General features: G+C 73.3%; 15 protein-coding genes. 11 read left to right on the forward strand and 4 right to left on the reverse strand.

Going from position 1 to position 24,807, the window contains the following annotated elements; all coding sequences use genetic code 11:
- Positions 1–36 precede the first annotated feature (36 nt).
- The 5 genes from ACZ4MF_RS26155 to ACZ4MF_RS26175 all read left to right on the forward strand — a co-directional run bounded on the left by ACZ4MF_RS26155 (position 37) and on the right by ACZ4MF_RS26175 (position 13,126).
- A complete protein-coding gene (locus ACZ4MF_RS26155) occupies positions 37–714 on the forward strand; it encodes a hypothetical protein (RefSeq protein WP_467494350.1) in 678 nt (225 codons plus the stop codon).
- A gap of 493 nt (positions 715–1,207) precedes the next feature.
- On the forward strand, positions 1,208–10,492 hold the full coding sequence (locus tag ACZ4MF_RS26160) for an amino acid adenylation domain-containing protein (protein ID WP_467494351.1): 9,285 nt from the start codon (positions 1,208–1,210) through the stop codon (positions 10,490–10,492).
- A gap of 5 nt (positions 10,493–10,497) precedes the next feature.
- Positions 10,498–11,688 carry a cytochrome P450 gene (locus tag ACZ4MF_RS26165; protein ID WP_467494352.1) on the forward strand — a complete coding sequence of 397 codons (1,191 nt, stop codon included), beginning with the start codon at positions 10,498–10,500 and terminating at the stop codon, positions 11,686–11,688.
- A 26-nt stretch (positions 11,689–11,714) separates the two neighbouring features.
- Entirely contained in the window at positions 11,715–11,918 is a 204-nt protein-coding gene (locus tag ACZ4MF_RS26170) for an MbtH family protein (RefSeq protein ID WP_467494354.1), read from the forward strand.
- On the forward strand, positions 11,915–13,126 hold the full coding sequence (locus ACZ4MF_RS26175) for an MFS transporter (RefSeq protein WP_467494355.1): 1,212 nt from the start codon (positions 11,915–11,917) through the stop codon (positions 13,124–13,126). The genes ACZ4MF_RS26170 and ACZ4MF_RS26175 overlap by 4 nt, the downstream gene beginning before the upstream one ends.
- A 71-nt stretch (positions 13,127–13,197) precedes the next feature.
- On the opposite strand, the gene ACZ4MF_RS26180 is transcribed toward ACZ4MF_RS26175, so the two are convergent.
- From ACZ4MF_RS26180 to ACZ4MF_RS26190, 3 genes are read right to left on the reverse strand one after another with little or no spacing between them, the layout of a single operon-like run.
- Positions 13,198–14,187, reverse strand: coding sequence for a transketolase family protein (locus ACZ4MF_RS26180; protein ID WP_467494356.1), 990 nt, complete (start codon positions 14,185–14,187; stop codon positions 13,198–13,200).
- Positions 14,184–15,014, reverse strand: a complete 831-nt coding sequence (locus ACZ4MF_RS26185) for a transketolase (protein WP_467494357.1) — start codon at positions 15,012–15,014, stop codon at positions 14,184–14,186. The genes ACZ4MF_RS26180 and ACZ4MF_RS26185 overlap by 4 nt, the downstream gene beginning before the upstream one ends.
- A 33-nt stretch (positions 15,015–15,047) precedes the next feature.
- Positions 15,048–16,400: an ATP-grasp domain-containing protein gene (locus ACZ4MF_RS26190; RefSeq protein ID WP_467494358.1), complete on the reverse strand. Its 1,353-nt coding sequence runs from the start codon at positions 16,398–16,400 to the stop codon at positions 15,048–15,050.
- A 221-nt stretch (positions 16,401–16,621) separates the two neighbouring features.
- On the opposite strand from ACZ4MF_RS26190, the gene ACZ4MF_RS26195 reads away from it, so the two are divergent.
- Complete coding sequence (locus tag ACZ4MF_RS26195; RefSeq protein ID WP_467494359.1) at positions 16,622–17,629, forward strand: aldo/keto reductase; 1,008 nt, start codon at positions 16,622–16,624, stop codon at positions 17,627–17,629.
- Positions 17,630–17,846: 217 nt separating this feature from the next.
- Here ACZ4MF_RS26195 and ACZ4MF_RS26200 read toward each other — a convergent pair whose 3' ends face one another.
- Positions 17,847–18,536, reverse strand: a complete 690-nt coding sequence (locus ACZ4MF_RS26200) for a response regulator transcription factor (protein WP_467494360.1) — start codon at positions 18,534–18,536, stop codon at positions 17,847–17,849.
- A gap of 329 nt (positions 18,537–18,865) precedes the next feature.
- Here ACZ4MF_RS26200 and ACZ4MF_RS26205 point away from each other — a divergent pair, with 329 nt between their 5' ends.
- From ACZ4MF_RS26205 to ACZ4MF_RS26225, 5 genes are all read left to right on the forward strand, one after another.
- Positions 18,866–20,119: an ATP-grasp domain-containing protein gene (locus tag ACZ4MF_RS26205; RefSeq protein WP_467494361.1), complete on the forward strand. Its 1,254-nt coding sequence runs from the start codon at positions 18,866–18,868 to the stop codon at positions 20,117–20,119.
- Positions 20,116–21,345 carry an MFS transporter gene (locus ACZ4MF_RS26210; RefSeq protein WP_467494362.1) on the forward strand — a complete coding sequence of 410 codons (1,230 nt, stop codon included), beginning with the start codon at positions 20,116–20,118 and terminating at the stop codon, positions 21,343–21,345. Before ACZ4MF_RS26205 ends, ACZ4MF_RS26210 begins: the two co-directional genes overlap by 4 nt.
- A 14-nt stretch (positions 21,346–21,359) precedes the next feature.
- The gene (locus ACZ4MF_RS26215; protein ID WP_467494363.1) at positions 21,360–22,676 is read left to right on the forward strand and encodes an aspartate kinase; all 1,317 of its coding nucleotides are present in this window, start codon (positions 21,360–21,362) and stop codon (positions 22,674–22,676) included.
- 109 nt (positions 22,677–22,785) lie between these two features.
- A complete protein-coding gene (locus ACZ4MF_RS26220) occupies positions 22,786–23,736 on the forward strand; it encodes an MBL fold metallo-hydrolase (protein ID WP_467494364.1) in 951 nt (316 codons plus the stop codon).
- A gap of 67 nt (positions 23,737–23,803) precedes the next feature.
- Positions 23,804–24,805, forward strand: coding sequence for an aspartyl/asparaginyl beta-hydroxylase domain-containing protein (locus tag ACZ4MF_RS26225; RefSeq protein ID WP_467494365.1), 1,002 nt, complete (start codon positions 23,804–23,806; stop codon positions 24,803–24,805).
- The last annotated feature ends 2 nt before the right edge of the window (positions 24,806–24,807 follow it).

A 24,807-nucleotide genomic window follows, 5' to 3' on the forward strand; every position in this document is an offset into this window, starting at 1 on the left:
GACATGGGTGCCGGGAGTTCCGTGAAGGAGGCGCGTATGCGCACCACGTCCGCCGGCTGGACGGCCGGGCGCGTCACCGCCGTCGTGGTCGGTGCGATCTTGTCCCTCGTCGCGCTGACGCTCGTCGGTCTGGGCGGCACCGCCACCTACATGGCCTCGCACGACGGCGGCTACATCGATCTGGGCACCGCCAAGTACGCACACCGCACCGACACCTACGCGATGGCCACCGACAGCTGGCGCGCCGACAAGCAGATGGGGGGCCTGCTCGACGACATCCGGATCACCTTCAAGCCGGACAACCCCTCCGCCCCGGTGTTCGTCGGCCTCGCCGACCAGGCGAAGCTGGGCCAGTACCTGGACGGCGTCCAGCACGTGACCATCCACGACTCCAGCGACAAGGGCGACAGCGCGAGCACACACGCCGGCGGCACGCCCAGGACGCCCCCGGCCCAGGCCGACGTATGGGTCGCCAAGGCCAGCGGGCAGGGGGCGCAGACGCTGAACTGGTCCGTGAAGTCGGGTGACGTCCAGGCGGTCGTCATGAAGGCCGACGGATCGCGCGGCCAGTCCGGCCATGTCACCGTGGCGGCGAAGGTCGCGGGGCTGACCTGGATCGGCATCGTGACGCTGGTCGTCGGCCTGCTCCTGCTGGCCGGTTCGGTGTGGCTGATCGTGCGCCCGGTCCGCCGGGCCCGGGGGCGCACCGCCTGACCTCCCCTTCGAAGCGGCACACGGCGCAGGCACGGCTCCCCCGTGCCTGCGCCGTTGCGCTGTCCGTTCACCCGCCCCAACCCCGCTTTCCCCGCCCGGAGTTGATTCGCCGTGCCGGGGCGGGCGACCATCCACGGGGGTAGCTCGACCCGTTCGGGGCGCACGACGCGGGGGCCGGGCACCGGGCCGCGGCGGCGAACATGGACAGCGCGATCACCGGTCGGTAGACAGGCACGTGAAGCTCCGGGCGGAAGGCTGATCGTGGCCGCACCCTGGCGGCTCCGTCTCATCCCGGGCACTCGCCCGTACCCGACCCGCCGGCGGACCCGCCGAGTCGAACCAGCCCGCGGCACGGCCGTATCCGCTGCTCGCGGCGGGCAACGCGCCGCGCACGGACGGCCACGGCGCACGCGACGGCACCGCGACCCGCCAGGGCGACAGCACAGGTTGACGAACTCCTCGCCGCGAAGACCAACGATCAGGAGACTGGCGCATGACCGACATCGACCTGACCAGCCTCACGCCGGAGCAGAAGCGCGCGCTGCTGGCAGAGCGGTTGCGGCGCAGGAACGGCCCGCGGCCACCGGCGCGCGAGCGGCGGTTCGCCGCGTCGTTCCCCCAGCAGCGCATGTGGTTCCTGGACCAGCTCAACCCGGGCAGCGCCGCCTACAACATCCCGGCGGCCGTGCGCGTGCACGGCCCGCTCGACCTGGAGCTGTGGCGCCGCAGCCTCGCCGAGATCGTGCGCAGGCACGAGTCGCTGCGCACCACGTTCGAGGAGGCCGACGGCGAGCCCGTGCAGGTCGTGCACGAGAGCGGCGAGCTGGAACTGACCGTCGAGGAGTGCGCGCACCTGCGCGGCCCGGACGGCGAGGAGGGCGTCAAGGAGCTGGCACGCCGGGAGTTCGCCCGCCCCTTCGACCTGGGCACCGGGCCGCTCATGCGGATGAAGTTCCTGCGCCTGGCCGCCGACGAGCACGTCCTGCTGCTCACCATGCACCACATCGTCGCCGACCTGTGGTCGACATCGGTGCTCTTCGGCGAGCTGGTCGCCCTCTACCAGGGCTGTCTGACCGGCACCGGCGCCGAACTGCCCGAGCTCTCCGTCCAGTACGCCGACTACGCGGCCTGGCAGCGGCGGCAGCTGGCAGGGCCGGGCTTCGCGGCCGAACTGGACTACTGGAAGACGGCACTTGAGGGCGCCGCGCCCATCCTCGAACTGCCCACCGACCGGCCGCGGCCCGCGGTGCTCGGCTCGGCCGGCGCCTCCCGGCCCTTCCGCCTGCCCGCCTCGGTGATGAGCGGCGTGCGCGAGCTGAGCCGGCGCACCGGCACCACCCCGTTCATGACCCTGCTCGCCGCCTACGTCGCCCTGCTGCACCGCTACAGCAGGCAGGAGGACGTCGTCGTCGGCGTGCCCGTGGCCAACCGCGGACACTCCCAGGTCGAGCAGCTCATCGGCTACTTCGTCAACACGCTCGCGATCCGCAGCGACGTCTCCGGCAACCCGACCTTCACCGAGCTGCTCGGCCGGGTGCGCGGCGCGGCCCTCGGCGCCTTCGCCCACCAGGAGGTGCCCTTCGAGCGGCTGGTGGAGGAGCTGCGCCCGGAGCGCGACCTGTCGCGCTCGCCGATATTCCAGGTGTCGTTCGTCTACCAGAACATCCCCGTCCCGGAGTTCGGCGTCGGCGGGCTGCGCCTGGAACTGATGGACATGGAGAGCTCCACCGCACGCTTCGACCTGGAGCTGCAGGTGTTCGAGCAGGGCGAGGAGCTGAGCGGCTGGTTCGAGTACAACACCGAGCTGTTCGACGCGGCCACGATCGACCGCATGGGCGGCCATCTGCGGGTGCTCCTCGACAACCTGCTCGCCGACCCGGACCAGCCCGTCCTGGACGTCGCGCTGCTGACCGAGGACGAGCAGCGTGCGCAGTACCAGGAGCGCGCGGACACCCTGAGCGAGTGGCCCGACCAGCTGCTCACCCACCAGCGCATCGAGCGGCAGGCGGCGCTGCGGCCCGAGGCCGAGGCCGTGTACTGCCAGGGCGAGACGCTCACCTACGGCCGGCTCGACGCATCCGCCAACCAGTTGGCCCGCAGGCTGCAGCGGCTCGGGGTGGGCCGCGACGTGCTGGTCGGGGTCTGCCTGGAGCGCTCGCTCGACATGGTCGTCGCCGTGCTGGCCGTACTGAAGGCGGGCGGCGCCTATGTGCCGGTCGACCCGAAGCTGCCCGCCGACCGCATCGCGTTCATGACCGAGGACGCCGGACTGCCCGTCCTGATCACCCAGAGTTCGGTGGCACCGGGCCTGCCGCGGTCCGGGGCCACGACGCTGTGCGTGGACGAGCTGCGCGAGGAACTCGCCGCCGAGTCCGCCGAGCCCCTCGACGCCCCGGTGGAGGGCGCGGACCTCGCCTATGTGATCTACACGTCGGGCTCGACCGGCCGCCCGAAGGGCGTCCAGCTGCCCCACCGGGCCCTGCGCAACCTCTTCTGGGCGATGAAGCAGTGGCCGGGCATCGACGCCGGCGACAGCCTGCTCGCGGTCACCACGCTGTCGTTCGACATCGCCACACTGGAGCTGCTGCTGCCGCTCGTCGAGGGTGCCCGCGTGGTGCTCGCCACCCGCGCGGTGGCCACCGACGGCAAGCTGCTGGCCGAGGAGATGGCCACCACCGGCGCCACCATGATGCAGGCCACCCCCTCCACCTGGCGGATGCTGCTCGACGCGGGCTGGCCGGGCCGCCCGGGCCTGCGCGGGCTGATCTGCGGCGAGGCACTGCCCCCCGACCTGGCGCGGCGCCTGCTGGCCAAGGGCGTGGACCTGTGGAACATGTACGGCCCGAGCGAGACCACGATCTACTCCCTGGGCACCCGGATCGTGGACGACACGATCACCATCGGCCGGCCGATCGCCAACACCGAGGTGCACATCCTCGACCCCGAGGGCCGTCCGGTGCCGCCGGGCGTCCCCGGCGAACTGTGCATCGGCGGAGCCGGTCTCGCCCGCGGCTACATCAACCGGCCCGAGCTGACGGATCGTCAGTTCATCCCCAACCCCTTCGACTCCGGCCTCGCCGACCGGCTGTACCGCACCGGGGACCTGGTACGGCGCAGGGTGGACGGCACCGTCGACTACCTCGGCCGGCTCGACCACCAGGTCAAGCTGCGCGGCTACCGGATCGAGCTGGGCGAGATCGAGTCGGTGCTGATGCGCCGGGAGCAGGTGAAGGACTCGGTCGTCGTGGTCCGCGAGGACCAGCCGGGCGACCAGCGGCTCGTCGCCTACGTGGTGCCCGACCCGGCGGCCGGCGGCGCCGACGGACTGCGCCGCCACCTGCGCGCGGCGCTGGCCGAGAAGCTCCCCGACTACATGGTCCCGGCCTCCTTCGTGTTCCTCGACGCGCTGCCGCTGACCCCCAGCGGCAAGACCGACCGCGGCGCGCTGCCCGCCCCCGAGGGACAGGAGACCCGCACGGCGGCGGTGTACGTCGCGCCCCGCGACGCCGAGGAAGAGGCCCTGTGCGCGCTGTTCGCCCAGGTGCTGAACGTGCCCGAGGTGGGCATCGACGACGGCTTCTTCGCTCTCGGCGGGCACTCGCTGCTCGCCACCCGGCTGGTGGCGCGCGTCCGCGCCACGCTCGGCGTCGAGCTGCCGGTGCGCGCCCTGTTCGAGAAGCAGACGGTGGCCGAGCTGGCCGAACTGCTGCGCCGGGGCGGCGGCGAGACCCGGCCCGCGCTCGGCCCCATGACCCGGCCCGACCCGCTGCCGCTGTCCTTCGCCCAGCGCCGGCTGTGGTTCCTGCACCAGATGGAGGGCCCCTCGCCCACCTACAACCTGCCGGTGGTGCTGCGCCTGACCGGCGCCCTGGACGTGGACTGCCTGCGCGAGGCCCTCGCCGACGTCGTCGCCCGCCACGAGGCGCTGCGGACCGTCTACCCGGACACGGGCGCGGTGGCCTGCCAGCAGATCCTCGACCCCGGGCAGGCACGCCCCGCGCTGGCGGTGACCGAGGTCGACGAGGCCGGCCTGGACGAGGCGGTGGCCGCCGCGGTCCGGCACACCTTCGACCTGACCCGGGAGATCCCGCTGCACGCGCAGCTGTTCGCGGTCGGCGACGACGTCCATGTGCTGGCCGTCGTCGTGCACCACATCGCGGCGGACGGCTGGTCGCTGACCCCGCTGCGGCTCGATCTGGCCACCGCCTACCGGGCCCGGCTGGCCGGCCACGCCCCCGCCTGGGCGCCGCTGCCCGTGCAGTACGCCGACTACGCCCTGTGGCAGCGTCAGTACCTCGGCGCGCAGGACGACCCCGAGAGCACCTGGTCGCGCCAGCTCGACTACTGGCGCGACGCGCTGGAGGGCCTGCCGGAGCGGATCGCCCTGCCCGTCGACCGCCCGCACCCGGCCGAGGCCTCCCACGACGGGGACACGCTCACCTTCCAGTGGGACGCGGACCTGCACGAGGGGCTGGCCCGGCTGGCCCGGGGCTGCGACGTCAGCATGTTCATGGTGCTCGACGCGGCGCTGGCGGTGCTGCTCAGCCGCCTCGGCGCAGGCTCGGACATCCCCGTCGGCGTGGCCACCGCGGGACGCGACGACCAGGCCGCCGAGCACCTGATCGGCTTCTTCACCAACACCCTCGTGCTGCGCACCCGGGTGTCGGACCGCCAGACGTTCCGGGAACTGCTCGCCGCGGTGCGGGAACGCACCCTCGACGCGCTCGCCCACCAGGACATCCCCTTCGAGTCCCTCGTGGACAGCCTGCGGCCGGCCCGCACGATGTCCCACCACCCGCTCGTCCAGGTCATGCTGTCCTGGCAGACCGTGACCGACGAGACCCTGGACCTGCCCGGCATCGAGGCGGCGCCGGTGGTCAGGAGCACCGGCACGGCGCGGATGGACCTGGTCCTGCTGGCGCACGAGCACCTCGCGGCCGACGGCACACCGGGCGGCATCGACGGCGGCATCGAGTACAACGCCGACGTCTTCGACCCGGAGACCGTACGCACCATGCTGCGCAGGCTGCGCCAGGTCGTGCTGGCGATGATCGCCGACCCGGACCAGCCGGTCGGCGACGTCGACCTGCTCACCCCGGCCGAGCGGCACCGCGTGCTGCGGGAGTGGAACGGCACGGCCGGCGAGGAGCCCGCGGCCGCACTGCCCGAGCTGTTCGAGGCACAGGCGGCCCGCACCCCGGACGCCGTCGCCGTCTCCTGCGGCGACGAGCGGCTGACCTACCGCGAGCTGTCCGCGGTCTCGGACCGGCTCGCCGCGCGGCTGCGCGAGCTCGGCGTCGGCGCCGACGGCGGCGAGGACGCGGTGTGCCTGCTGATGGAGCGCTCCGTGCGGGTGCCCGTGGCGATCCTGGCCGTGCTCAAGGCCGGCGGCGTGTACGTGCCCCTGGACCCCCGCTACCCCGACTCCCGCATGCGGCTGATCATGGCCGAGACCGGGGCGGGCCTGCTCCTGGTGGACGGGGACGGGCTGGAGTACCCGGCCGTCGACGGGGTGCGCGCCCTCGACGTGTCCGCCGAACTGGCCGCCGCGGACGAGGCGCCGGCCCCTGTCGCCCCGGCCGCGGGCGGCCCGGACCGGATGGCGTACGTCATGTTCACCTCCGGTTCCACCGGGCGGCCCAAGGGCGTGGCGGTCACCCACCGGAACGTGGCGAGCCTCGCCGCCGACCACGTGTGGCGCGGCGGCAACCACACCCGCGTCCTGATGCACGCCCCGACCGCCTTCGACGCCTCCACCTACGAGCTGTGGGTGCCGCTGCTGGCCGGCGGCGAGGTGGTCGTCGCGCCGCCCGGGGATCTGGACCCGGACGTGCTGGTGCGCACCATCCGCGAACAGCGCGTCACCGCGGCCTTCTTCACGGCCGCGCTCTTCAACCTGCTGGTCGAACGGGACCCCGCGGCGCTGGCCGGGATGCGCGAGGTGATGGCCGGCGGCGAGGCGCTCTCGCCTCCCGTGGTGGCCCGGGCGCTGGCCGCGTGGCCGAAGACCGTGCTCACCAACGGCTACGGCCCGACGGAGACGACCACCTTCGCCGTGCTGCACAGCACCCGCGAGGTGACCGACGGCACCGTGCCGATCGGCACGCCGATGGACGACACCCGCGCCTACGTCCTCGACGAGCGGCTGCGCCCGGTCCCGGTCGGCGTCCCCGGCGAGCTCTACCTCGCCGGATCGGGCCTGGCCCGCGGCTACTTCGCCCAGCCCGGCCTGACCGCCCAGCGCTTCGTCGGCTGCCCGTACGGCACACCGGGGACACGCATGTACCGCACCGGCGACCTGGTGCGCTGGCGCGCGGACGGGCGGATCGAGTACCTCGGCCGGACCGACGACCAGGTCAAGATCCGCGGCTTCCGCATCGAGCCGGGCGAGATCGAGAACGCGCTCGGCGCACACCCCGCCGTGGCGGACGCCGCCGTGGTGGTGCACACCAAGCCCTCCGGCGGCAAGGACCTCGTCGGCTACGCCGTACTCGCCGACGGTGCCCTCGCCGAGCCCGCCGAGCTGCGCGCGTTCGTGGCCGAACGGCTGCCGCAGTACATGGTGCCCGTCGTGGTGATGGTGCTCGACGCGTTCCCGATGACCGGCAACGGCAAGCTCGACCGCCGTGCGCTGCCCGCCCCGGACCTGGGCGCCGCAGCCCCGTCCCGGGCGGCGCGGACCCCGGTCGAGCGGACCCTCGCCGCCGTGTTCGCCGAGGTGCTCGGGCTGCCGGAGGTCGGCGCCGGGAGCGGCTTCTTCGACCTGGGCGGGGACAGCATCCAGGCCACCCAGCTGGTCGCCCAGTCCCGCACGGCCGGGCTGGTGTTCACCGTCCGCGACGTGTTCACCCACCAGACGGTGGAGGCGATCGCCCGCGTGGCGCGGCCGGCCGGCGAGGAGGCCGCGGCGAGCGTCACCGACATCGGCACCGGCGAGATCCCGCTGCTGCCCGTCGTGGAACGGCAGCGGCAGCTGGGCGGCTCGGTGGTCGGCTTCGACCTGTCCGCGACCGTCGGCCTGCCGTCCGGCGTGGACGAGGCCCGGCTGGTCACGACGCTCCAGGCGGTCGTCGACCGGCACGACGCCCTGCGCACACGGCTGGTGACCGGGCCCGACGGGCAGTGGTCGCTGCACGCCGACGAGCCCGGCACGCTGCGCGTCGCCGACGTCCTGCGCCGCGTGGACATCAGCGCGTCGGCCGACGCCGACGCGCGGGCGCTGATCGCCGAGGAGACGGCCGCGGCCAAGCGGCGGCTCGACCCGGCGAAGGGCGCGATGCTCCAGCCGGTGTGGTTCGACGCCGGGCCCGGGCGCCCGGGCCGGCTGCTCCTCGCCGTGCACCACTTCGCCGTCGACGGAGTGTCCTGGCGGATCCTGCTGTCCGACATCGCCGTCGCCTGGGAGGCGGTCACCGCGCGGCGTGAGCCGCTGCTCGCACCGGTGGCCACGTCCCTGCGCGGCTGGGCGCAGCGGGTGGCCACCGGCGAGGGCATCGCCCGGCACCGCGCCGAACTGCCGGTGTGGCAGGACGTCCTGCGGGGCGCCGAGCCCCTGCTGGCCGCGGAGCTGGACGCCGATCGCGACGTCACCGGCACCGAGGGGCGGCTGACGCTGACCCTGTCGGCCGAGGACACCGCGCCGTTGGTCGGGCAGGTCCCAGCGGTGCTCCGCCGCGGCATCCAGGACGTGCTGCTGACCGCCTTCGGACTCGCCGTCGGCCGCTGGCGCGCCCGCCGCCACGGCGGCGCCGGCGCCCCGGTGGTGCTGGACGTGGAGAGCCACGGCAGGCACGAGCACCTGGTCGACGGCGTCGACCTGTCCCGCACGGTGGGCTGGTTCACCAGCGTCCACCCGGTCCGCCTCGACTGCGCCGCGCTGCCCTGGGACGAGGTCGCCGGGGCGGGCGCCGAGCTGGCCGCCGCCCTCGCGCGCACCTCCGCACAGCTGCGGGCGCTCCCGGCGGGCGGCCTCGGCTACGGCGTGCTGCGCCACCTGGACCCGCAGTCCGCGCCGGAGCTCGCGGCGCTGCCCGCACCACAGGTGCTGTTCAACTACCTCGGCCGGGTGCCCGTCACCGACGAGGAGCGGCCCTGGCTGCCGCTGCGCGACGACACCGCGCCCGGTACCACCGGCGTGCGGCCGCTGTCCCACCCGCTCGAACTCAACGCCGTCACCCAGGACGGCCCGGACGGCCCGCGGCTGGTGGCCAACTGGAGCTGGGCGAGCTCGCTGCTCACCGAGGACGAGGTCCGCGAACTGGCGCAGGCCTGGTTCGAGGCGCTGCGCGCCGTCGCCCGGTGTGCCGACGCGGTCGAGAACGGCACGGTCGAGCTGCCCCGTGAGGACGACGGGCACGCCGCGGCCGTCGGCGCGGCCGACCTGCTGGGCGCCGCGATCCCCAGGGCCGACCGCAGCGACGGCGCCGGGCTGTCCTTCGGGCAGCTGGAGTTCCTGCTCCAGCCGGTCGGCCCCAACCACGCGCACCACGCCGTCATCACCGCGTACCGTGTGCGCGGCGAGCTGGACACCGTCGCACTGCGCCGCTCCCTGGACGACCTGGTGCGCCGCCACGACATTCTGCGCACCCGCTACGTCCAGCGCGGCTCGGCGACCCTGCAGTTCGCCGACGGCCGGCCCGAGTGGCCGCTCGACACCGCCGACCTGCGCGCCCACGAGGGCGAGGCGCGGCAGGAGCGGCTGCGCGAACTGCTCACCGAGGAGACCAGGCGGCCGTTCCGCATCGAGGACGGCAACCTGGTGCGCGCCCTGCTCGTGCGGCTCGCCGACCGGGAACACGCGCTGGTCCTCGTCGCCCACCACATCCTGGTGGACCACTGGGGCTTCCTCGTGGTCTTCGACGAGCTGTCGACGCTGTACGCGGCCCACGCGGCGGGGCGCCGGCCGCAGCTGCCCGACGTCATGGTCCAGCACCTGGACTACGCGGCCTGGGAACAGGGGCTGCTGGCCAGCGGCGCGCTCGACGAGCACGTCGGCCACTGGCGCAGGGAGCTGGACGGTGCGGCGCGGCGGCTCGACTTCGAGGCGCCGGAGCACCAGCTCGACGACTTCATCGAGGGCTTCAGCCACAGTGTCGTGGTCGGCGCCGAGGTCATGACGGCGGTGAAGGAGGCCGCCCGCCGCGAGGGCGTGACCCTCTTCATGATGCTGATGTCGGCGTTCCACGTGCTGCTGCACAGCTACTCGGGCGCCACCGACATCGCGGTCAGCCACCCGCTGGCGGGCCGCGAACGGCCGGAGACCAGGGCGATGGTCGGCCCGTTCATCAACATCATCCTCAACCGGTCGCGGATGGCGGACGACCCGACGTTCCGCGAACTGGTCCAGCGGGTCCTCCAGGGCGAGCTGGACGCGTACTCGCACCAGAACGTGCCGGTGCGCGCGCTCGTGCACGACGGCGTGGTCGGCGACGGCAACCAGCTGCCCCTGCGCGTGATGCTCAACCTGCTCGGCGTGCCGAGCCGGACGCTCACCCTGGACGGGCTGGAGGTGACACCGCTGGGCGTGCAGGTCGGCGACGTGACCCCGCTCCCGGAGCTGATCACCGCGATCGAGCCGCACAACCTCGACCTCTACCTGGTGGCCCGCGACGTCGAGGGCGAGCTGCACGGCCTGTGGGTGTACTCGCCGGACTACATCGAGCCGGCCGTCATGGGCGCGATCGTCCGCCAGTGGCCGCTGGTCCTCGAACTCATCGCCCACCACCCGGAGTTGACGGTTTCCCAGCTGCGCGCGCGCGTGCGGGCCGAACAGGAGTAGAGAACATGACCAAAACCACGCACGCCGTCACGGGCGGGCTGCCGACGCACCGGGAGCGGCCGTTCGACCCGCCCCGGGCGCTGCGCACCGAGGGTCCGATCGGCCGGATGACCTTCCCCGACGGATACGAGGGCTGGCTCGTCACCGGGCACCGGCAGGGCCGGCAGATCCTGTCCGACAAGCGGTTCAGCTCGCACGCCTCGCACAAGCACCTGGCGTTCCCCTCCGACCGCCCGTCGGACCTGGAGGCGGACATCCCGGGCCTGTTCGAGCACATGGACCCGCCGGACCACACCCGCTTCCGGCGGCGCCTGGCCGGTCAGTTCACGCTGCGCCGGATGCGCCTGCTCGCCTCGCGGATCGAGGAGATCACCGCGCAGTACGCCGACGCGATGCTGCGCAAGGGACCGCCCGCGGACCTGGTCGCCGACTACGCGGTACCGGTGTCCTCGCAGGTGATCTGCGAGCTGCTCGGCGTGCCGGCCGGCGACCGGGACCGGTTCGTGGGCGACTCGGAGAACCTGCTGCGCCTGGACGTCGACCCGCAGCAGGCACAGGCCTCGCTGAAGGACCTCGTCGACCTCACCGGCGAACTGCTCCTGCGCAAGCAGGCCGAGCCGGCCGACGACGTGCTGAGCGTGCTCGTGGCCGGGGACGACATCAGCCTCCAGGAGTCCGTCGGCGCCACCCTGCTGCTCCTGGTCGCCGGGCACGAGACCACCGCCAACATGCTCTCGCTCGGCACGTACGCGCTGCTGGACAACCCGGACCAGATGGCCCTGCTGCGCGCGGACGAGTCGCTGATCGAGAGCGCCGTCGAGGAACTGCTGCGCTACCTCACCGTCGTCCACGTGGGCGTGCAGCGCACCCCCACCGAGGACGTCGAGATCGACGGGGTGACCCTGCGCAAGGGGGAGACGGTGCTGATCCACCTCCCCACCGCGAACCGCGACCCGGAGCAGTTCACCGACCCGGACCGCCTCGACGTCACCCGGGGCGGACACAGCCACCTCACCTTCAGCCACGGCATCCACCAGTGCCTCGGCCAGCAGTTGGCCCGGCTGGAACTGCGCATCGGCTACACCGCGCTGCTGCGGCGCTTCCCGGACCTGCGCATCGCCGGGAACCCGGACGAGATCCCGATGCGCTCCGACATGGCCGTCTACGGCGTGCACCGGCTGCCGGTGACGTGGTGAACGGCCGCGGCGAGAAGGAGAGCACCATGGCGAACCCGTTCGACGACCCCGACGGCGTCTACCGGGTACTGGTCAACGCCGAGCAGCAGTACAGCCTCTGGCCGGGTGACATCGGCGTGCCCGCAGGCTGGTCGCCGGTGTTCGGCCCGGGCACCCGGGACGCCTGCGTCGAGTACGCCGAGTCCCACTGGAGCGACATACGCCCGGCCTCGCTGCGGGCGGCCCGGTGACGACCGCGACGGTGCCGCGCTCGCCCCTGCGGAGCCGCCAGTTCCGCAGGGTCGTCGCCGCGGAGTTCACCTCCTCCGTCGGCACCCAGATGACGACGCTCGCACTGCCCTGGTTCGTGCTGATGACCAGCGGCTCACCGGCGCGCATGGGCCTGGTGTTCCTCATCCAGATCCTGCCGGTGCCGCTGCTGAGCATGCCGGCGGGACTGGTCGTGGCCCGCTGGGGCGCCCGCCGCGTCACGATCGTCGGCGACCTGTGCAGCGCGGTGCTGACGGCGGCCGTGCCCACGCTGTATCTCGCGGACATGCTGCCGTTCTGGGCGCTGTCGGTGATCGTGGCCCTGGTCGGCTGTGTCGCGTCGGCCTATCTGTCCGCGCAGCGCATGCTGCTGACCGAGACCATCGGCTCGGACGAGGGTGTCGTCACCGCGGGCAACGCCCTGTTCGAGACGGCGACCTCGACGGCGCGGCTGGTCGGCCCGGCGGTCGCCGGTTTCCTGATCGCCCAGTTCGGCGCGCTCAACGTGCTGTGGATCGACGCGGCCTCGTTCGCGGTGTCGGCCGCGCTGCTGGCCGGGCTGCCCCGGCACCCGCAGGCCCCCGAGGCACCGTCGGCGAACAACATGGCGGAGGGCGTGCGCTACCTGTTCCGGGATCCGGTGCTGCGCACGATGTCGCTCGCCGCGCTCGGGTACGGCACGCTCATGCCCGTCGTGCTGCTCGCCCTGCCCGTCATGGCCAGGAGCCGCTACCACGCCGACCCGCACGTGGCCGGCTGGCTGCTGGCGGCGTGGGGCGGCGGCACCGCGCTGGGCACCGTCGTGGTCGCCCGGCTCGCCCGCCGGATCCCGCCCGTGCGGCTGGCGGCGGCGGGCGGCGTCGGCGCGGCGGTCGTGCTGTGGCTGCTGCCCTGGAACCAGCCGGTCACGACACTGGCCCTGACGGTGGCGGCCAGTTGCATGTTCCTGCCCGGGGTGACCGCGCCCGCCGTCGCCCTGATGATGCTGCGGCCGCCGGAGCACCTGCGCCCGCACGTGGTCCCGGTGTTCGGCGCGGCCGTCTTCGTCGCGAGCCCGATCGCCTACGGCGTGGCGGGCCTGCTGTTCGAGCAGCTCACGGTGGGCACCGTGCTCGCCGGGGTGGCAGCCGGGGCGAGCCTGTGCGCCCTGCTGCTGCTGAACCTGGCGCGCCGCCCCGACCGCCCCTGAGCCGGCGGCGCCGGCCGCCGACAACCCGCCCGGGCCCGTCGCCGTGCACGCAACGGCGGCGGGCCCGCGCCTCACGCCAGGGCGTCCAGCGCCTGCTTGACCGCGTTGCCCACGTTGATCCCGGCGTGGTGCAGCAGGAACTCCTCGCCGCCCACCAGGTCGTAGTGGACGTCCGGCACACCGATCCGCCGCACCGGCGGGCCCCCGGCCTCGGCCACCACCTCGCACACCGCGCCCCCCAGACCGCCCAGGGCGCGGTGGTCCTCGATGGTCACCACGACTTCGGCGTTGGCGCTCGCGTGCAGCACGGCCTCCTCGTCCAGCGGCTTGACCGTGTGCATGTTCAGATGCCCGGCGCTCACACCGCGCGCCGCGAGTTCGCGCGCCGCCTCGGCCGCGACCAGGTTGGGGTGGGGGCCGGCGGCGACGAACAGCACACGGCCGGGCGGGCGCAGGACACTCGCCCGGCCCAGCACGAACGCGGTGCGCTGCGCGTACAGCGGGCTCGTGGCCCCCCGCCCGAGCCGCAGGTACACCGGTCCCGGATCCTCCGCGATCGCCACGGTGGCCTGGGCGGCCTCGAAGGCGTCGGCCGGGACGACCACCGTCATGTTCGGCAGCATCCGGACCATGCCGATGTCCTCCAGCGAGTGGTGGGTCGGGCCGTAGTGCCCCGACGCCAGACCCGCGTGCGTCCCCACGATCTTGACCGGGAGGTTCGCGCCCGCCACGTCGATCTTGATCTGTTCGTAGGCCCGGGCGACGGCGAACGGGCTCATGCCGTTGGCGAACACCGGCCGCGCGGACACCGTCATGCCGGCGGCGACCCCGATCATGTTCTGCTCGGCGATGCCCAGGTCCACGTGCTGGCGCGGCAGTTCGCGCGCGAAGTGGTCCTCGAAGTTCATGTCGGCGGTCAGACACGCCAGGTTCGGGTTCTCCCGCGCGAGGGCGAGCAGCATCATCGCGTAGGCGTCGCGGCCCTGGACGGTCGAGCGGTTCTCCCAGACGTGGTCGAGCACCTCCGCGACGGTGCGGCGGACCGCGAGGTCGGAACTCATGCCTCGTCACCTGCCAGGGCCGCGAGGGCCCGCCGCCGCGCCTGCTCGTCGAGGGTCGCCGAATGGCTCTGCTTGGTGTCTTCCAGGCCGGGCACCCCGCGCGCCTTGATCGTGCGGGCGATGACGACCGTCGGCCGGCCCGGCTCGACGGGCCCGGTCAGCGCCGCGCGGATCTGGTCGTGGTCGTGCCCGTCGATCGTGAGCACACGCCAGCCGAAACCGGCCCACTTGCCGGTCAGGGGCTCCAGCGACATGCAGTCGTCGGTACGGCCGCTGATCTGCCAGCCGTTGCGGTCGACGATCGCGATCAGGTTGTCGGCGCCGTGGTGCGCCGCCGCCATCGCCGCCTCCCAGTTGGAGCCCTCCTGCAGCTCCCCGTCGCCGAGGATCACGAAGGCCCGCTTGTCGTGGCCGAAGCGCCGGCCGGCGAGCGCGACACCGAGGCCCAGCGGGAGCCCGTGTCCGAGCGCGCCGGTCGAGAAGTCCACGCCCGGGAGGCGCTTCATGGGGTGGCCGCCCAGCCGGCTGTTCTCCTGAGCGTAGGTGGCCAGCTCCGCCTCGGGGATGATCCCGGTCGAGGCGAGCACCGCGTACAGGCCCGCGGACGCCTGGCCCTTGCTGAGGATCAGGTGGTCACGGTCGTCCGAGGGCCCGGTGCCGGCCGGGTCGCGCAGCACCTCCGCGTACAGCACGGCCAGCAGGTCGGCGATCGACAGGCTGCCGCCGATGTGCACGCCGTTCGGCGACGCGCTCATCTCGATGACCCTGCGCCGGATCTGCACGGCGAGTTGTTCCGCCACGGTCCGCGGCGGCGTCTGTGTGAGCATGCTTGATCCTTCCGAAAGCCGTCCGGCAGGGCGTCACACGAGGCCGCAGGCGGCCCGGGGCGCGGTGGGCCGGACCTCGAAGAGCGATTCGCGGACGCGCTCGACGAACACGTAGTCCAGCTCCAGCGTGACGGGGTCCGGGTGTGTCATGAACACCCGGAGCGGGCTGGTGAGCAGGTCGTGGGTGGGCACGATGGGGTCGCCGGGCGCCCGCTTGACCACGAGGTCCACCACCGAGGGCCGCTCGCGGATCTCCTCGACCAGCGCCTGGTCGACCGAGACGACGGTGCCGGACAGGGTCGTCGGCGCGTTGTACACGACGGCGGGCTGGCGCCGTGTGTAGACACCGTCGCCGTAGCGGGCGAGGAACTCCTCGGGACGCAGGTAGGCCAGCGCCGTCAGGTCGGCGCTGTTGACGCCGATGGCGGTGTCGTGGAAGGCCGGGTGCAGATGCCCGTTGACCCGGGCGCCGACCTCCACGAGCGCCGGTCCCTCGTCGGTGACGATGAGTTCGGTGTGCGCCGGGCCGTGGTGGATGCGCAGGGCGTCGAGCACGGTGCGGGTGTAGGCGATGAGCGCCTGGGCCACCAGGGTGTCCGAGGGCACCAGGATGTCGCGGTTGTAGATGGGCTTGCCGTTCGGCAGCAGGCGCTTCTCGTACTGCCACACACCGCAGACGAAGGCGTGGCCGTCCACGCTCACGGTGTCGACGATGTACTCGGTGCCCTCCAGGTAACTCTGCACGAGCACCTCGGTGTTGGCGCCGTTGAAGACGGTGGTCGTGCCGAGCACCGCGCGGCACGCGGAGCGCAGCTCGTCGGCGCTGCGGCAGACGGTGACCCCGTCCGTGGAGGCGGACGCCAGCGGCTTCGCCACGCACGGCCAGTACGCGTGCGCCTCGGCCCACGCGACGGCCTCCTCGGCGTCGTCGGTGAGCAGTTGCCGTGCGGTGCGCAGCCCGGCCGCGGCGACCGTCTCGATCATCTTGTGCTTGTCCCTGCGCGCCGCGGAGAACGTCGTGCCGTTGCTGCGCACGTCCAGCGCCTCGCTCAGCCGGTCCGCGAGCAGGACGCCCGGCTCCTGGCCGGGCAGGACGAACCGCGGCTCGATCTCCTTGAGCACGCGCTCGGTGCTGCCGTCCGGGGAGTAGACCAGCCAGTCGAGGTACGCGCCCCGGTCCCACGGCTGCATACGGGAGATCGGCTCGGCGGAACTCTGCACGTGGATCACGTCGACCCCGAGCCGGTTGAACGCCGCGGGCAGGAAGTTGCCGGTTCCGTACGCGTCGACGAGGACACCGACCGCACGGCCCCTGGCCCTGCGCACCACCTCCGCGGAGCGGTCCGCCGGCTCCTGCGTAGCCCTGCCCACGGTCAGCTCGGTCATCGGGTCCTCCGCTGTCGGGTCGTCACGGTCTGCGATCAGCACCGTAGGAGCCGGGGCGTGCGGGACAGCGGGATCTACGACTTGAGTCACATGGGGTGCCCCCCAAAGGCACACGGCCCGCCCGTCGCCGGTGACCGGATTTCCGTCCGTGTGCTGCCTGCCGCGTCCGGGCACCGGTAGCGTGGCGGGCACTCCGCCTCCCCCCGTGCGAAAGGTGCCCGATGTCCTACTCGGCCGACGAGAGCCGCTACGACCGTCTGTCCTACCGGCGTGCCGGGCGCAGCGGGCTGCTGCTGCCACCGCTGTCCCTGGGGCTCTGGCACAACTTCGGGCCCGACCGGCCGGCCGACACCCAGCGCGCCCTGCTGCTGCGCGCCTTCGACCTCGGCATCACGCACTTCGACCTCGCCAACAACTACGGCCGGCCGGTGTTCGGACACGCGGAGACCCGCTTCGGCGAGGTGCTGCGGAGCGATCTGCGCCGCTACCGGGACGAGATCGTCCTGTCCACCAAGGCCGGTTACGAGGGGTGGCCCGGACCGTACGGCATCGGCGGCTCCCGCAAGTACCTGACGGCCTCGCTGGACCGCAGCCTCGCCCGGCTCGGCGTCGACCACGTCGACGTCTTCTACTCCCACCGGCCCGACCCGGACACCCCGGTCGAGGAGACCATGGGGGCCCTCGCGGACGCCGTACGGCAGGGCAAGGCGCTGTACGCGGGCATCTCCAACTACTCCCCGGAGCAGACGCGGCAGGCCGCCGAGGCGCTCGCCGCCCACGGTGTCCCGCTGACGCTCCACCAGCACCGCTACTCGATGTTCGACCGGGCGCCCGAGCGCGGGCTCTTCGCCGAACTGGCCCGGCTCGGCACCGGCGGCACCGTGTTCTCCCCGCTCGCGCAGGGCCTGCTGACCGACCGTTACCTCACCGGCTCCGTGGCGTCCGACAGCCGCGCCGCGACCAGCATGTTCCTGTCCGCCGACGACATCACCGAGACCTATCTGCAACGGGCCAAGGCACTCGACGCCCTCGCCGGCGAACGCGGCCAGAGCCTCGCCCAGCTCGCCCTGAGCTGGGTGCTGCGCCGTCCGGAGGTCACCTCGGCGGTCATCGGGGCCAGCAGCGTCGCCCAACTGGAGGCCAACGTGGCGGCCCTGGACGCCCCGCCGCTCTCGGAGGAGGAACTGGCCGCCGTCGAGCCCTACGCGGTGGACCCGGCCACCACCTGACCCTCCGGGCCGCCGCGTGCGGCTTCGTCCGGGCTGCCCTGCGTGTTTTCCGCGGCTTGTCGTGTGCGTCTTCGCGCAGGCTCTCAGGTGCGCTGGGTCCGGGCCGCCGCGCGCGGCTCTTCCCAGGTCGCCAGGTGTGCCCCGTTCCGGCCGCCGCACGCTGGTCCTCTCCGCCCGCTGCGTGCGTCTTCGCCCAGGCCGCGGCGCGCGGCTCCGTTCAGGTCGCCACGCGCAGGCGGCGGGTGCCGGGGGCGTCGCCGGGGTGGATGAGGCGCATGGAGGCGGCCTTGTTCACGGCGTCCAGGCGGCTGACCGCGTCGAGTTTCTCGAAGATGTTGCTCAGATGCCGCTTGACGGTACCCTCCGCGATCCCCAGCTGGACCGCTATCTGACGGTTGCTCAGGGCGGCCGCCGCGTGGGTGAGGACCTCCACCTCGCGTGCCGACAGATCGGCCCCGTACGCCGGGCCGGTGCCGGCCGCGCGCAGCGGGCTCTGGTGCAGGGGCAGCGTCACCGTCTGGTACAGCCGGGCCCCCCGCTGTGCGCGCACGGCGTCGACGAGGGCGCCGTAGCCGATGCTCTTGTGCAGATAGCCGTGGATGCCGAGGTCCAGCAGGGACTGCACGAGGCGCGGCTGCTCCAGCAGGGACAGCACGAGCACCCGGCAGGCCGGCATGCCGTGCAGCAGCCGGTTGGCGAGGGCCTCCCGGTCGTCGGCGGGGGCCATCTGGACGTCGAGGACCACGAGGTCGGGACGGGTCCGGGCGACCAAAGTGAACAACTCCGCCACATGGCCCGTCTGGCCCACGACCTCGATGCCGGGCTCCGTGTCCAGCAGCGCGCACAGGGACTCGCGCAGCAGCCTCTGCTCGTCCGCGATCACGACGCGCAAGGATGCATGGGGCATGACAGGCATGACAGGCAGCACTCCTGATGTCCGGGGCGGAAAACCACTCGGGATGACGGAGAAACTCACGTCCCGCTCGACACCGTGGATTTCCACGGCCGCGATTTCCTTTGCGCCTGAAACACATTAGTGGCGTTCAGCTTCGCGGGCCTATATGCACGCGTCACGAACGCCTGTGGATGGTTCCTGGCCTGCTGCCCGGCGCCCTGATGTGCCTTTGAGCGCGGTGACGTGTGACGGAAGTCGTAGCGCCGCAGGCCCAGCCGTCTTCGGCGCCCTAAGTTCCTGGCGTCCCCGGACCGGCGAGGCCCGCCGGAGGAGAGGCCGACATGAAGAAGATCATCATTCTCGGAGTCAACGCGACAAGCGCCAAGTACGTGCCCCAGGCGCTGCGTTCGGCGGGATTCGAGCCCGTCTTCCTGGCGGACCCCGACGCGTTCGCCGGGCAAGCCGCGCAGAGCCTGCGCGGCTGTTCCTGCGTCCCGGTGAACATCCAGGACCGGGCCGCGGTACTGCGTGCGCTGGCCGACGATCCGTCGATCACCGACGAGGCGTTCGCCATCACGGGCCTGTACGACGAGAAGTTCCCGCTGATCGCGCAGATCGCCGCCACCTACGACCTGCACGGCCCGGAACCGGTCGCCGTACGCCTGGCCTCCAAGGGCGAAGTCGCCGCGCTCATACCGGAGTTCAGCCCGCCCACGATCCGCTTCACCGACGCCGAGGCGGCCCGGCTGGCCGTCGACCCCGCCGCCCTCACCCCGGCGCCCGACGGCTACGTCCTCAAGCCGGCCGAGCAGGCCGGCGGGCGCGGGGCGACGCGGCTGCCGCAGGGCGCCGGACCCGTGGACGTGTGGAACGCGGTGGCCGCCACCGGCCTGTCGCAGGACGGGTCGCACCCGTGGGTGCTGCAGGCGGACATCCGCGGACCGCTGTTCAGCCTGGAGGGGTACGTCACCGACGGCCGGATCGTGTTCATCGACTTCTCGCAGCGCGGGCGCATCGCCTGGACCGAGGTGAGCAATCTGCTCCCCGCCGACCGCCGGCTGCCCCACGGCGTCGAGGAGCGGTGCAAGGCGGCGGTCACGGCGCTCGTCGAGCGCTCCGGCCTCGCCCAGGGCTACTTCCACTGCGAGTTCCTCGTCGGCGGCGGACGCCCGTACCTCATCGACGCCAACGTCGGACGCCTCGGCGGCGGCGCCATGGTCGAGCAGCTCGCGCTCTCCCACGGCCTGGACCCGGTCGAGATCATCGCCCATGTGCTGACCCTGGGCCTGCCGGCCGCCGGCACGAGCCCGGAGCCCGCCTACGGCCGCCAGGGGAGCGGCAGGTCGACCCTGTCGTACTACTACGGCCTCGAAGGCGGCGGGCAGGTCACCTCGGTGTCCGTGCCGGACGACGGGCGCTGCCTGCACACCCAGGTCGTGCCGGACGGCGGGCGCGTCGGCCCCGTCGGCACCGGCGACTCCGTCTGGGTCGGCATGCTGACCGGGTTCACCAGCGACGTGGCCCGGGACATCGAGAACGTCGTGGTGCACACCGCCGACGGTCCGCGCCCGCCGGCCTGGGTCGCGCCGTCATGACCGGCGTGCGCGGCGCCCCGCCCGGCGGCTGGACGATCTACGTCGTCCGCTTCCTCACCTACAGCACCTGGGGCGTGCTGTACCCGTTCTTCACCGTGTGGCTGCTGGACCAGAAGCTGCTGTCGGCCGCGGACTGCGGGCTGGTCACCGGGGCCGCGGTGCTGGCCAACCGGCTCGGCTCGCTGGCGTTCGTCCGCGTCCTGCCGCCGGGCAGCGAGCGCCGCTCCATCGTCGGCTCGCAGCTCGCGATGGCGGCGGCCGCGGCCGTGATGTGCGCGATGGCGCTGCTCAGCGTCCGCTCCCTGGCCGGCTGGGTGCTGCTCGCGGCGGCCTTCGGCCTGGCCGGCTCGCTCGCCACCCTGGCCCAACTGACCCTGATAGTCCACCAGTTCGGCCCCGAGGAGACCCGCAGGGCCTTCTCCTACGAGAACGTCGCGCTGAACGCCGCGGGCGGCCTCGCCCCCTTCGTCTCCGCGCTGGCCTACGCCGCCACCGGCCGGCTGTACGTGCTGGCCCCGATCGGGTTCGCCGTCGTAGCGGGCCTGCTGGCGACCCGCCTGGCGCCGGGACGCGCACCTGCCGTCGGGACGCCGGCGGCCGCGCCGGACCCCGCCTCGGCCGGGCCGCGCGGCATGCTGACCCTGCTGGGGGTCAACTTCCTGACCCACGTGACCTACGCGCAGTTCTACGGCGTGTTCGCCGTCTACGCGAGCCCCACCCTCGGGGCGCGCGACGTCGGCCTGCTGTTCGCCTTCGCCAGCGTCGCCATCGTGGCGCTGCAGTCGCTGGTGACCCGCTGGGCGCGCGGAGCCGGCGAACCCGCGCTCATCGTGGCCGGCAACCTGGCGCTCGGCACGGGCACCGCGCTGCTCGTGGCGCCCGAGGGCGGCATGGCGCTGATGCTCCTGGCCGTGGTCGCCGTCTCCGTCGGCGAGATGCTCTACGGCCCCGTCTACCAGACGCTGGCCGTGGCCGTCGCCGGAGGGCGGACCGGCCTGGCCGTCGGCTCCCTGACCTTCGTGTGGGGCCTGGCCGAATCCCTCGCCGTGGCGGTGGGGCTGTGGCTGGTCGGGGCCGGGCTCGGCGCCCTGACGTTCCTGGCCGGGGCCGGCGCTGCCGTGGCCGTCGTCGTGATCGTCGCCGTCCTGCACCGCCGCTTCAGCGCCATGGCGATCACCGCCGAGGCCGCACCCGCCGCCCGGCGCGCGGCCGGTACCACGTCGTGACAGGAAGGGACATCGTGGCATCCGCATTCTCCGCCGCCCGGCGCTCCGCCGCCGGGCGACGGCCGCTCCGCGTCCTCAAGTTCGGCGGGACCTCGATGGGGACCACCCCCGAGCGGCTCGCCCGGATCGCGGGCATCGTCGCCGAGGCACATCGCCGCGGCGGCGTCGTGGCGGTCGTCTCCGCCCGCGGGGACTCGACCGACCGGCTCATCGACGAGGCCCGCACCGCGAACGCGCTGCCGCCGGGCCGGGAACTCGACCAGCTGCTGGCCACCGGCGAAGCACGCTCGGCCGCCCTGCTGGCCATGGCCCTGCACGGGGTGGGCGTGCCCGCCGTCTCGCTGCTCGGGGCGCAGGCCGGGGTCAGCGTCTCGGGCCGGCACACCGACGGGCGCATCAGGGACATCGACACCGCCCGCGTGCGCGAGGCACTGGCCCGCGGCGACGTGGCCGTCGTGGCCGGCTTCCAGGGCCTGAACGCGGCCGGCGACGTCACCACCCTGGGCCGGGGCGGCTCCGACACCTCGGCCGTGGCGCTGGCCGTCGCGCTCGGCGCCGACGGCTGCGAGATCTACACCGACGTCGACGGGATCTACTCGGCCGATCCGCGCATCGTGCCGGACGCCCGGCTGATACCGGTCGTCCGCAACAGCGTCATGGCCGAGATGGCCTACGCGGGCGCCCGCGTGCTGCACACGCGCTCGGTGGAACTGGCGGGCCGCGCGGGCCTCGACATCCATGTACGGAGCGCCTTCAACCATCGCCCGGGGACCGTCGTGGTCCCCGAACCGGAGGGAGCTGACACAGCCGTGCTCGAAACCGAAGACCGTGTGGTGGCCGTGTCCCACGAGCCGGGCAACGCCCGGGTCACGATCGTCGCCGTCTCCCCGGACGTCCCGCTGCGCGGGACGGAGGTCCTCGCCCTGCTGGCCGACGTGTCCGTGCCGGTCGACGTGATGACCAGGTTCACCGACCGCTCGGGGCGGCACGGCTGGGACTTCACCGTCCCGGCCGACGACGTCGACACCGTCACGAGCCTGCTCACCACCCTGCCCGGCAGCCTCGCCGTCGACGCCGCCGTGGCGAAGGTGTCCGTCGTCGGCGCCGGGCTGATGAGCGACCCCCGGACCATGGGACGGATGCTGAACGCGCTGCTCGCCACGGGGATCGACCCGCTGTCCATGGCCACCTCGCAGAGCCGTATCTCCGCGACGGTGCCCGAGGCGGACTGCGCCCGCGCGGTGGCGGTGCTGCACGAGGAGTTCCTGTCCGGCCCCCTGCTGCACGAGGCGATGCGGCCGCAGACGGTCGCGGTCGGACCGCGCATCTGATCCGGCGGGCGGCCGGCGGGAGAACACCGGCGGCGCCGTGCGGCGGCCGGCCGCACCCGTCCGGCAGCTCTCCCGTGTGCTTCCCCGCCGTCACCGAAAGGGGCCCTTCATGACCGAGCCGGAACCGCCGCGCACCGGGTGCCGCCCGCACGCGCCGGTGCCGCAGCCCCGCAGGACCGAGGTCGCCGACGGGGTGTTCGCCTGCACCCCGCCCGGCGACGGCGGGTGTCCGAGCAACGCGGGCCTGATCAGCGGGCCCGACGGGGTGACCCTCATCGACACGGTGGCGGCCGGGTCGCGCGCGCTGGCCCTCGCCGCGTCCGCCGAGGCGCTGCGCGCGGGCCCGGTCCGCGCCGTCGTCAACACCCACCACCACGGCGGTCACGTCCTCGGCAACGCGGCCTTCCCCGGCGCGACCGTCATCGCGCACGCGCTGGCCCGCAGCGAGATGGCGGAGACCGGTCCGGCCCCGACGCAGCGGTGGCCCGACGCCGAGCGGGGCGACGTCCGGCTCGTCCTGCCGTCGGTCACCTTCGACGAGCGGCTGACCCTCTACAGCGGGGAGCGCCGGATCGAACTCGTCTTCTGCGGACCGGCGCACACCACCAACGACGTGGTCGCGTGGCTGCCGGACGACGGGGTGCTGTTCACCGGGGACGTGGCGCTGTCCGGGGTCACCCCCAGCGCGCTGACGGGATCGGTGGAGGGGGCGCTGCGGGCCGTCGCGACGCTGCGGGGCTTCGGCGCCCGCACCGTCGTCTGCGGGCACGGCCCCGTGTGCGGCCCGGAGGTCTTCGACGAGACGGAGGCCTATCTGCGGTGGATCCAGGTCATCGCGATGGAGGGCTGGCAGCAGGGGCTGACCCCGCTGGAGACCGCCAGGGAAGCGGGACTCGGCGACTTCGGCCGGCTGCTCGACGCCGGGCGCATCGTGGGCAACCTCCACCGGGCCTACGCCGAACTCGACGGCGGCGCCCTCGGGCGGCCCCTCGAACTGCCGCCGGTCTTCGCGGAGACGGCGCAGTACACCCGGGACACCCGCCCCGCGTACCTGGCCTGATCAGCGAACCCATTGACTAAACCAGATGGTTGGTTTCTTATGAACCGAGGATGGAAGGAAACAGCCAATGTCTGCTGAAACCATTGCGGACGCGCAGGCCGGGATACCCGACGTGGTCCGGCTGACCCCGACCTTCGACGTGGACTCCCTGGTGCGCGACGTGAAGTCGCTGCGCACGGAGCAGGCCGCCGACTGGAAACTGCAGAACACCTTCGTCAGCGACGACAACCTGATCGAGACCGAACTCGACTGGCGCATCATGCCGTTGCACAGCACGGGCGGTGACAAGACGCGCACCGACCCCGGCGGCCCCGGCCTGCTGCCGTTCGCCGACACCCCCCACGTGAGGCACGCGCCGTACCTGCACTCGGTGATGCGCTCGATCCCCTCACCGCTGCGCTCGGTGCGTCTGATGGCGCTGGGTCCGGACACCTACGGCCCCGACCACTTCGACAACAAGTACGCGCTCACCTGGGGCATCGCCCGTCTGCACCTCCCCGTGCTCACCCTGCCGCAGGCCAGGCTGTTCTTCGGCGAGACCCCCTACGTGTGGGAGGCCGGCTCGCTGTGGTTCGGCAACTTCGCCCGCACCCACCGGATCGAGAACAGCGGCCGTACCCACCGCGTGCACTTCGTGCTGGACGTGCAGGTGACCGACGGGTTCTTCGACCTGTTCCCCGAAGAGGTCCGCGCCGCACTGCCCTTCGACCGGATCATGGTCAACCGTGCCGAGCGGCCGCTCACGCCGGCCCCGCTGCACCAGGTCGCCTTCGAGGTGCCGAAGTCCTTCACCGACTGGGAGGAGGAGGACGGGCAGTTCCTCCAGGAGCAGCCGACGGTCGCCGCGGAGATCAGGGCGCGGGACGGCGGCCTGGTGCTGCACTACGACGGCACGCCCTACGCGGGCCTGGTGCACGTCGGGGACAACGAGTTCCGCTTCCAGGGCTGGACCGACGAACGCAGCGTCCAGGTCGTCGACGAGGCCGGGCAGCGCCGGGCCGTGCTGCGCACCCGCGCCGGCAGGCAGGTGCGGACGCTGGCCGTCCCGGCGACCCCGCTCGGCGCGTGAAC

The sequence above is a fragment of the Streptomyces sp. NPDC025793 genome (genome assembly GCF_055558375.1).

What these genes read in the sequence shown, in the direction of transcription:
- ACZ4MF_RS26155 (WP_467494350.1), top strand. Translation starts at nt 37, where the DNA reads ATGCGCACCACGTCCGCCGGCTGGACGGCCGGGCGCGTCACCGCCGTC.
- ACZ4MF_RS26160 (WP_467494351.1), top strand. Translation starts at nt 1,208, where the DNA reads ATGACCGACATCGACCTGACCAGCCTCACGCCGGAGCAGAAGCGCGCG.
- ACZ4MF_RS26165 (WP_467494352.1), top strand. Translation starts at nt 10,498, where the DNA reads ATGACCAAAACCACGCACGCCGTCACGGGCGGGCTGCCGACGCACCGG.
- ACZ4MF_RS26170 (WP_467494354.1), top strand. Translation starts at nt 11,715, where the DNA reads ATGGCGAACCCGTTCGACGACCCCGACGGCGTCTACCGGGTACTGGTC.
- ACZ4MF_RS26180 (WP_467494356.1), bottom strand. Translation starts at nt 14,187, where the DNA reads ATGAGTTCCGACCTCGCGGTCCGCCGCACCGTCGCGGAGGTGCTCGAC.
- ACZ4MF_RS26185 (WP_467494357.1), bottom strand. Translation starts at nt 15,014, where the DNA reads ATGCTCACACAGACGCCGCCGCGGACCGTGGCGGAACAACTCGCCGTG.
- ACZ4MF_RS26190 (WP_467494358.1), bottom strand. Translation starts at nt 16,400, where the DNA reads ATGACCGAGCTGACCGTGGGCAGGGCTACGCAGGAGCCGGCGGACCGC.
- ACZ4MF_RS26195 (WP_467494359.1), top strand. Translation starts at nt 16,622, where the DNA reads ATGTCCTACTCGGCCGACGAGAGCCGCTACGACCGTCTGTCCTACCGG.
- ACZ4MF_RS26200 (WP_467494360.1), bottom strand. Translation starts at nt 18,536, where the DNA reads ATGCCCCATGCATCCTTGCGCGTCGTGATCGCGGACGAGCAGAGGCTG.
- ACZ4MF_RS26205 (WP_467494361.1), top strand. Translation starts at nt 18,866, where the DNA reads ATGAAGAAGATCATCATTCTCGGAGTCAACGCGACAAGCGCCAAGTAC.
- ACZ4MF_RS26210 (WP_467494362.1), top strand. Translation starts at nt 20,116, where the DNA reads ATGACCGGCGTGCGCGGCGCCCCGCCCGGCGGCTGGACGATCTACGTC.
- ACZ4MF_RS26220 (WP_467494364.1), top strand. Translation starts at nt 22,786, where the DNA reads ATGACCGAGCCGGAACCGCCGCGCACCGGGTGCCGCCCGCACGCGCCG.
- ACZ4MF_RS26225 (WP_467494365.1), top strand. Translation starts at nt 23,804, where the DNA reads ATGTCTGCTGAAACCATTGCGGACGCGCAGGCCGGGATACCCGACGTG.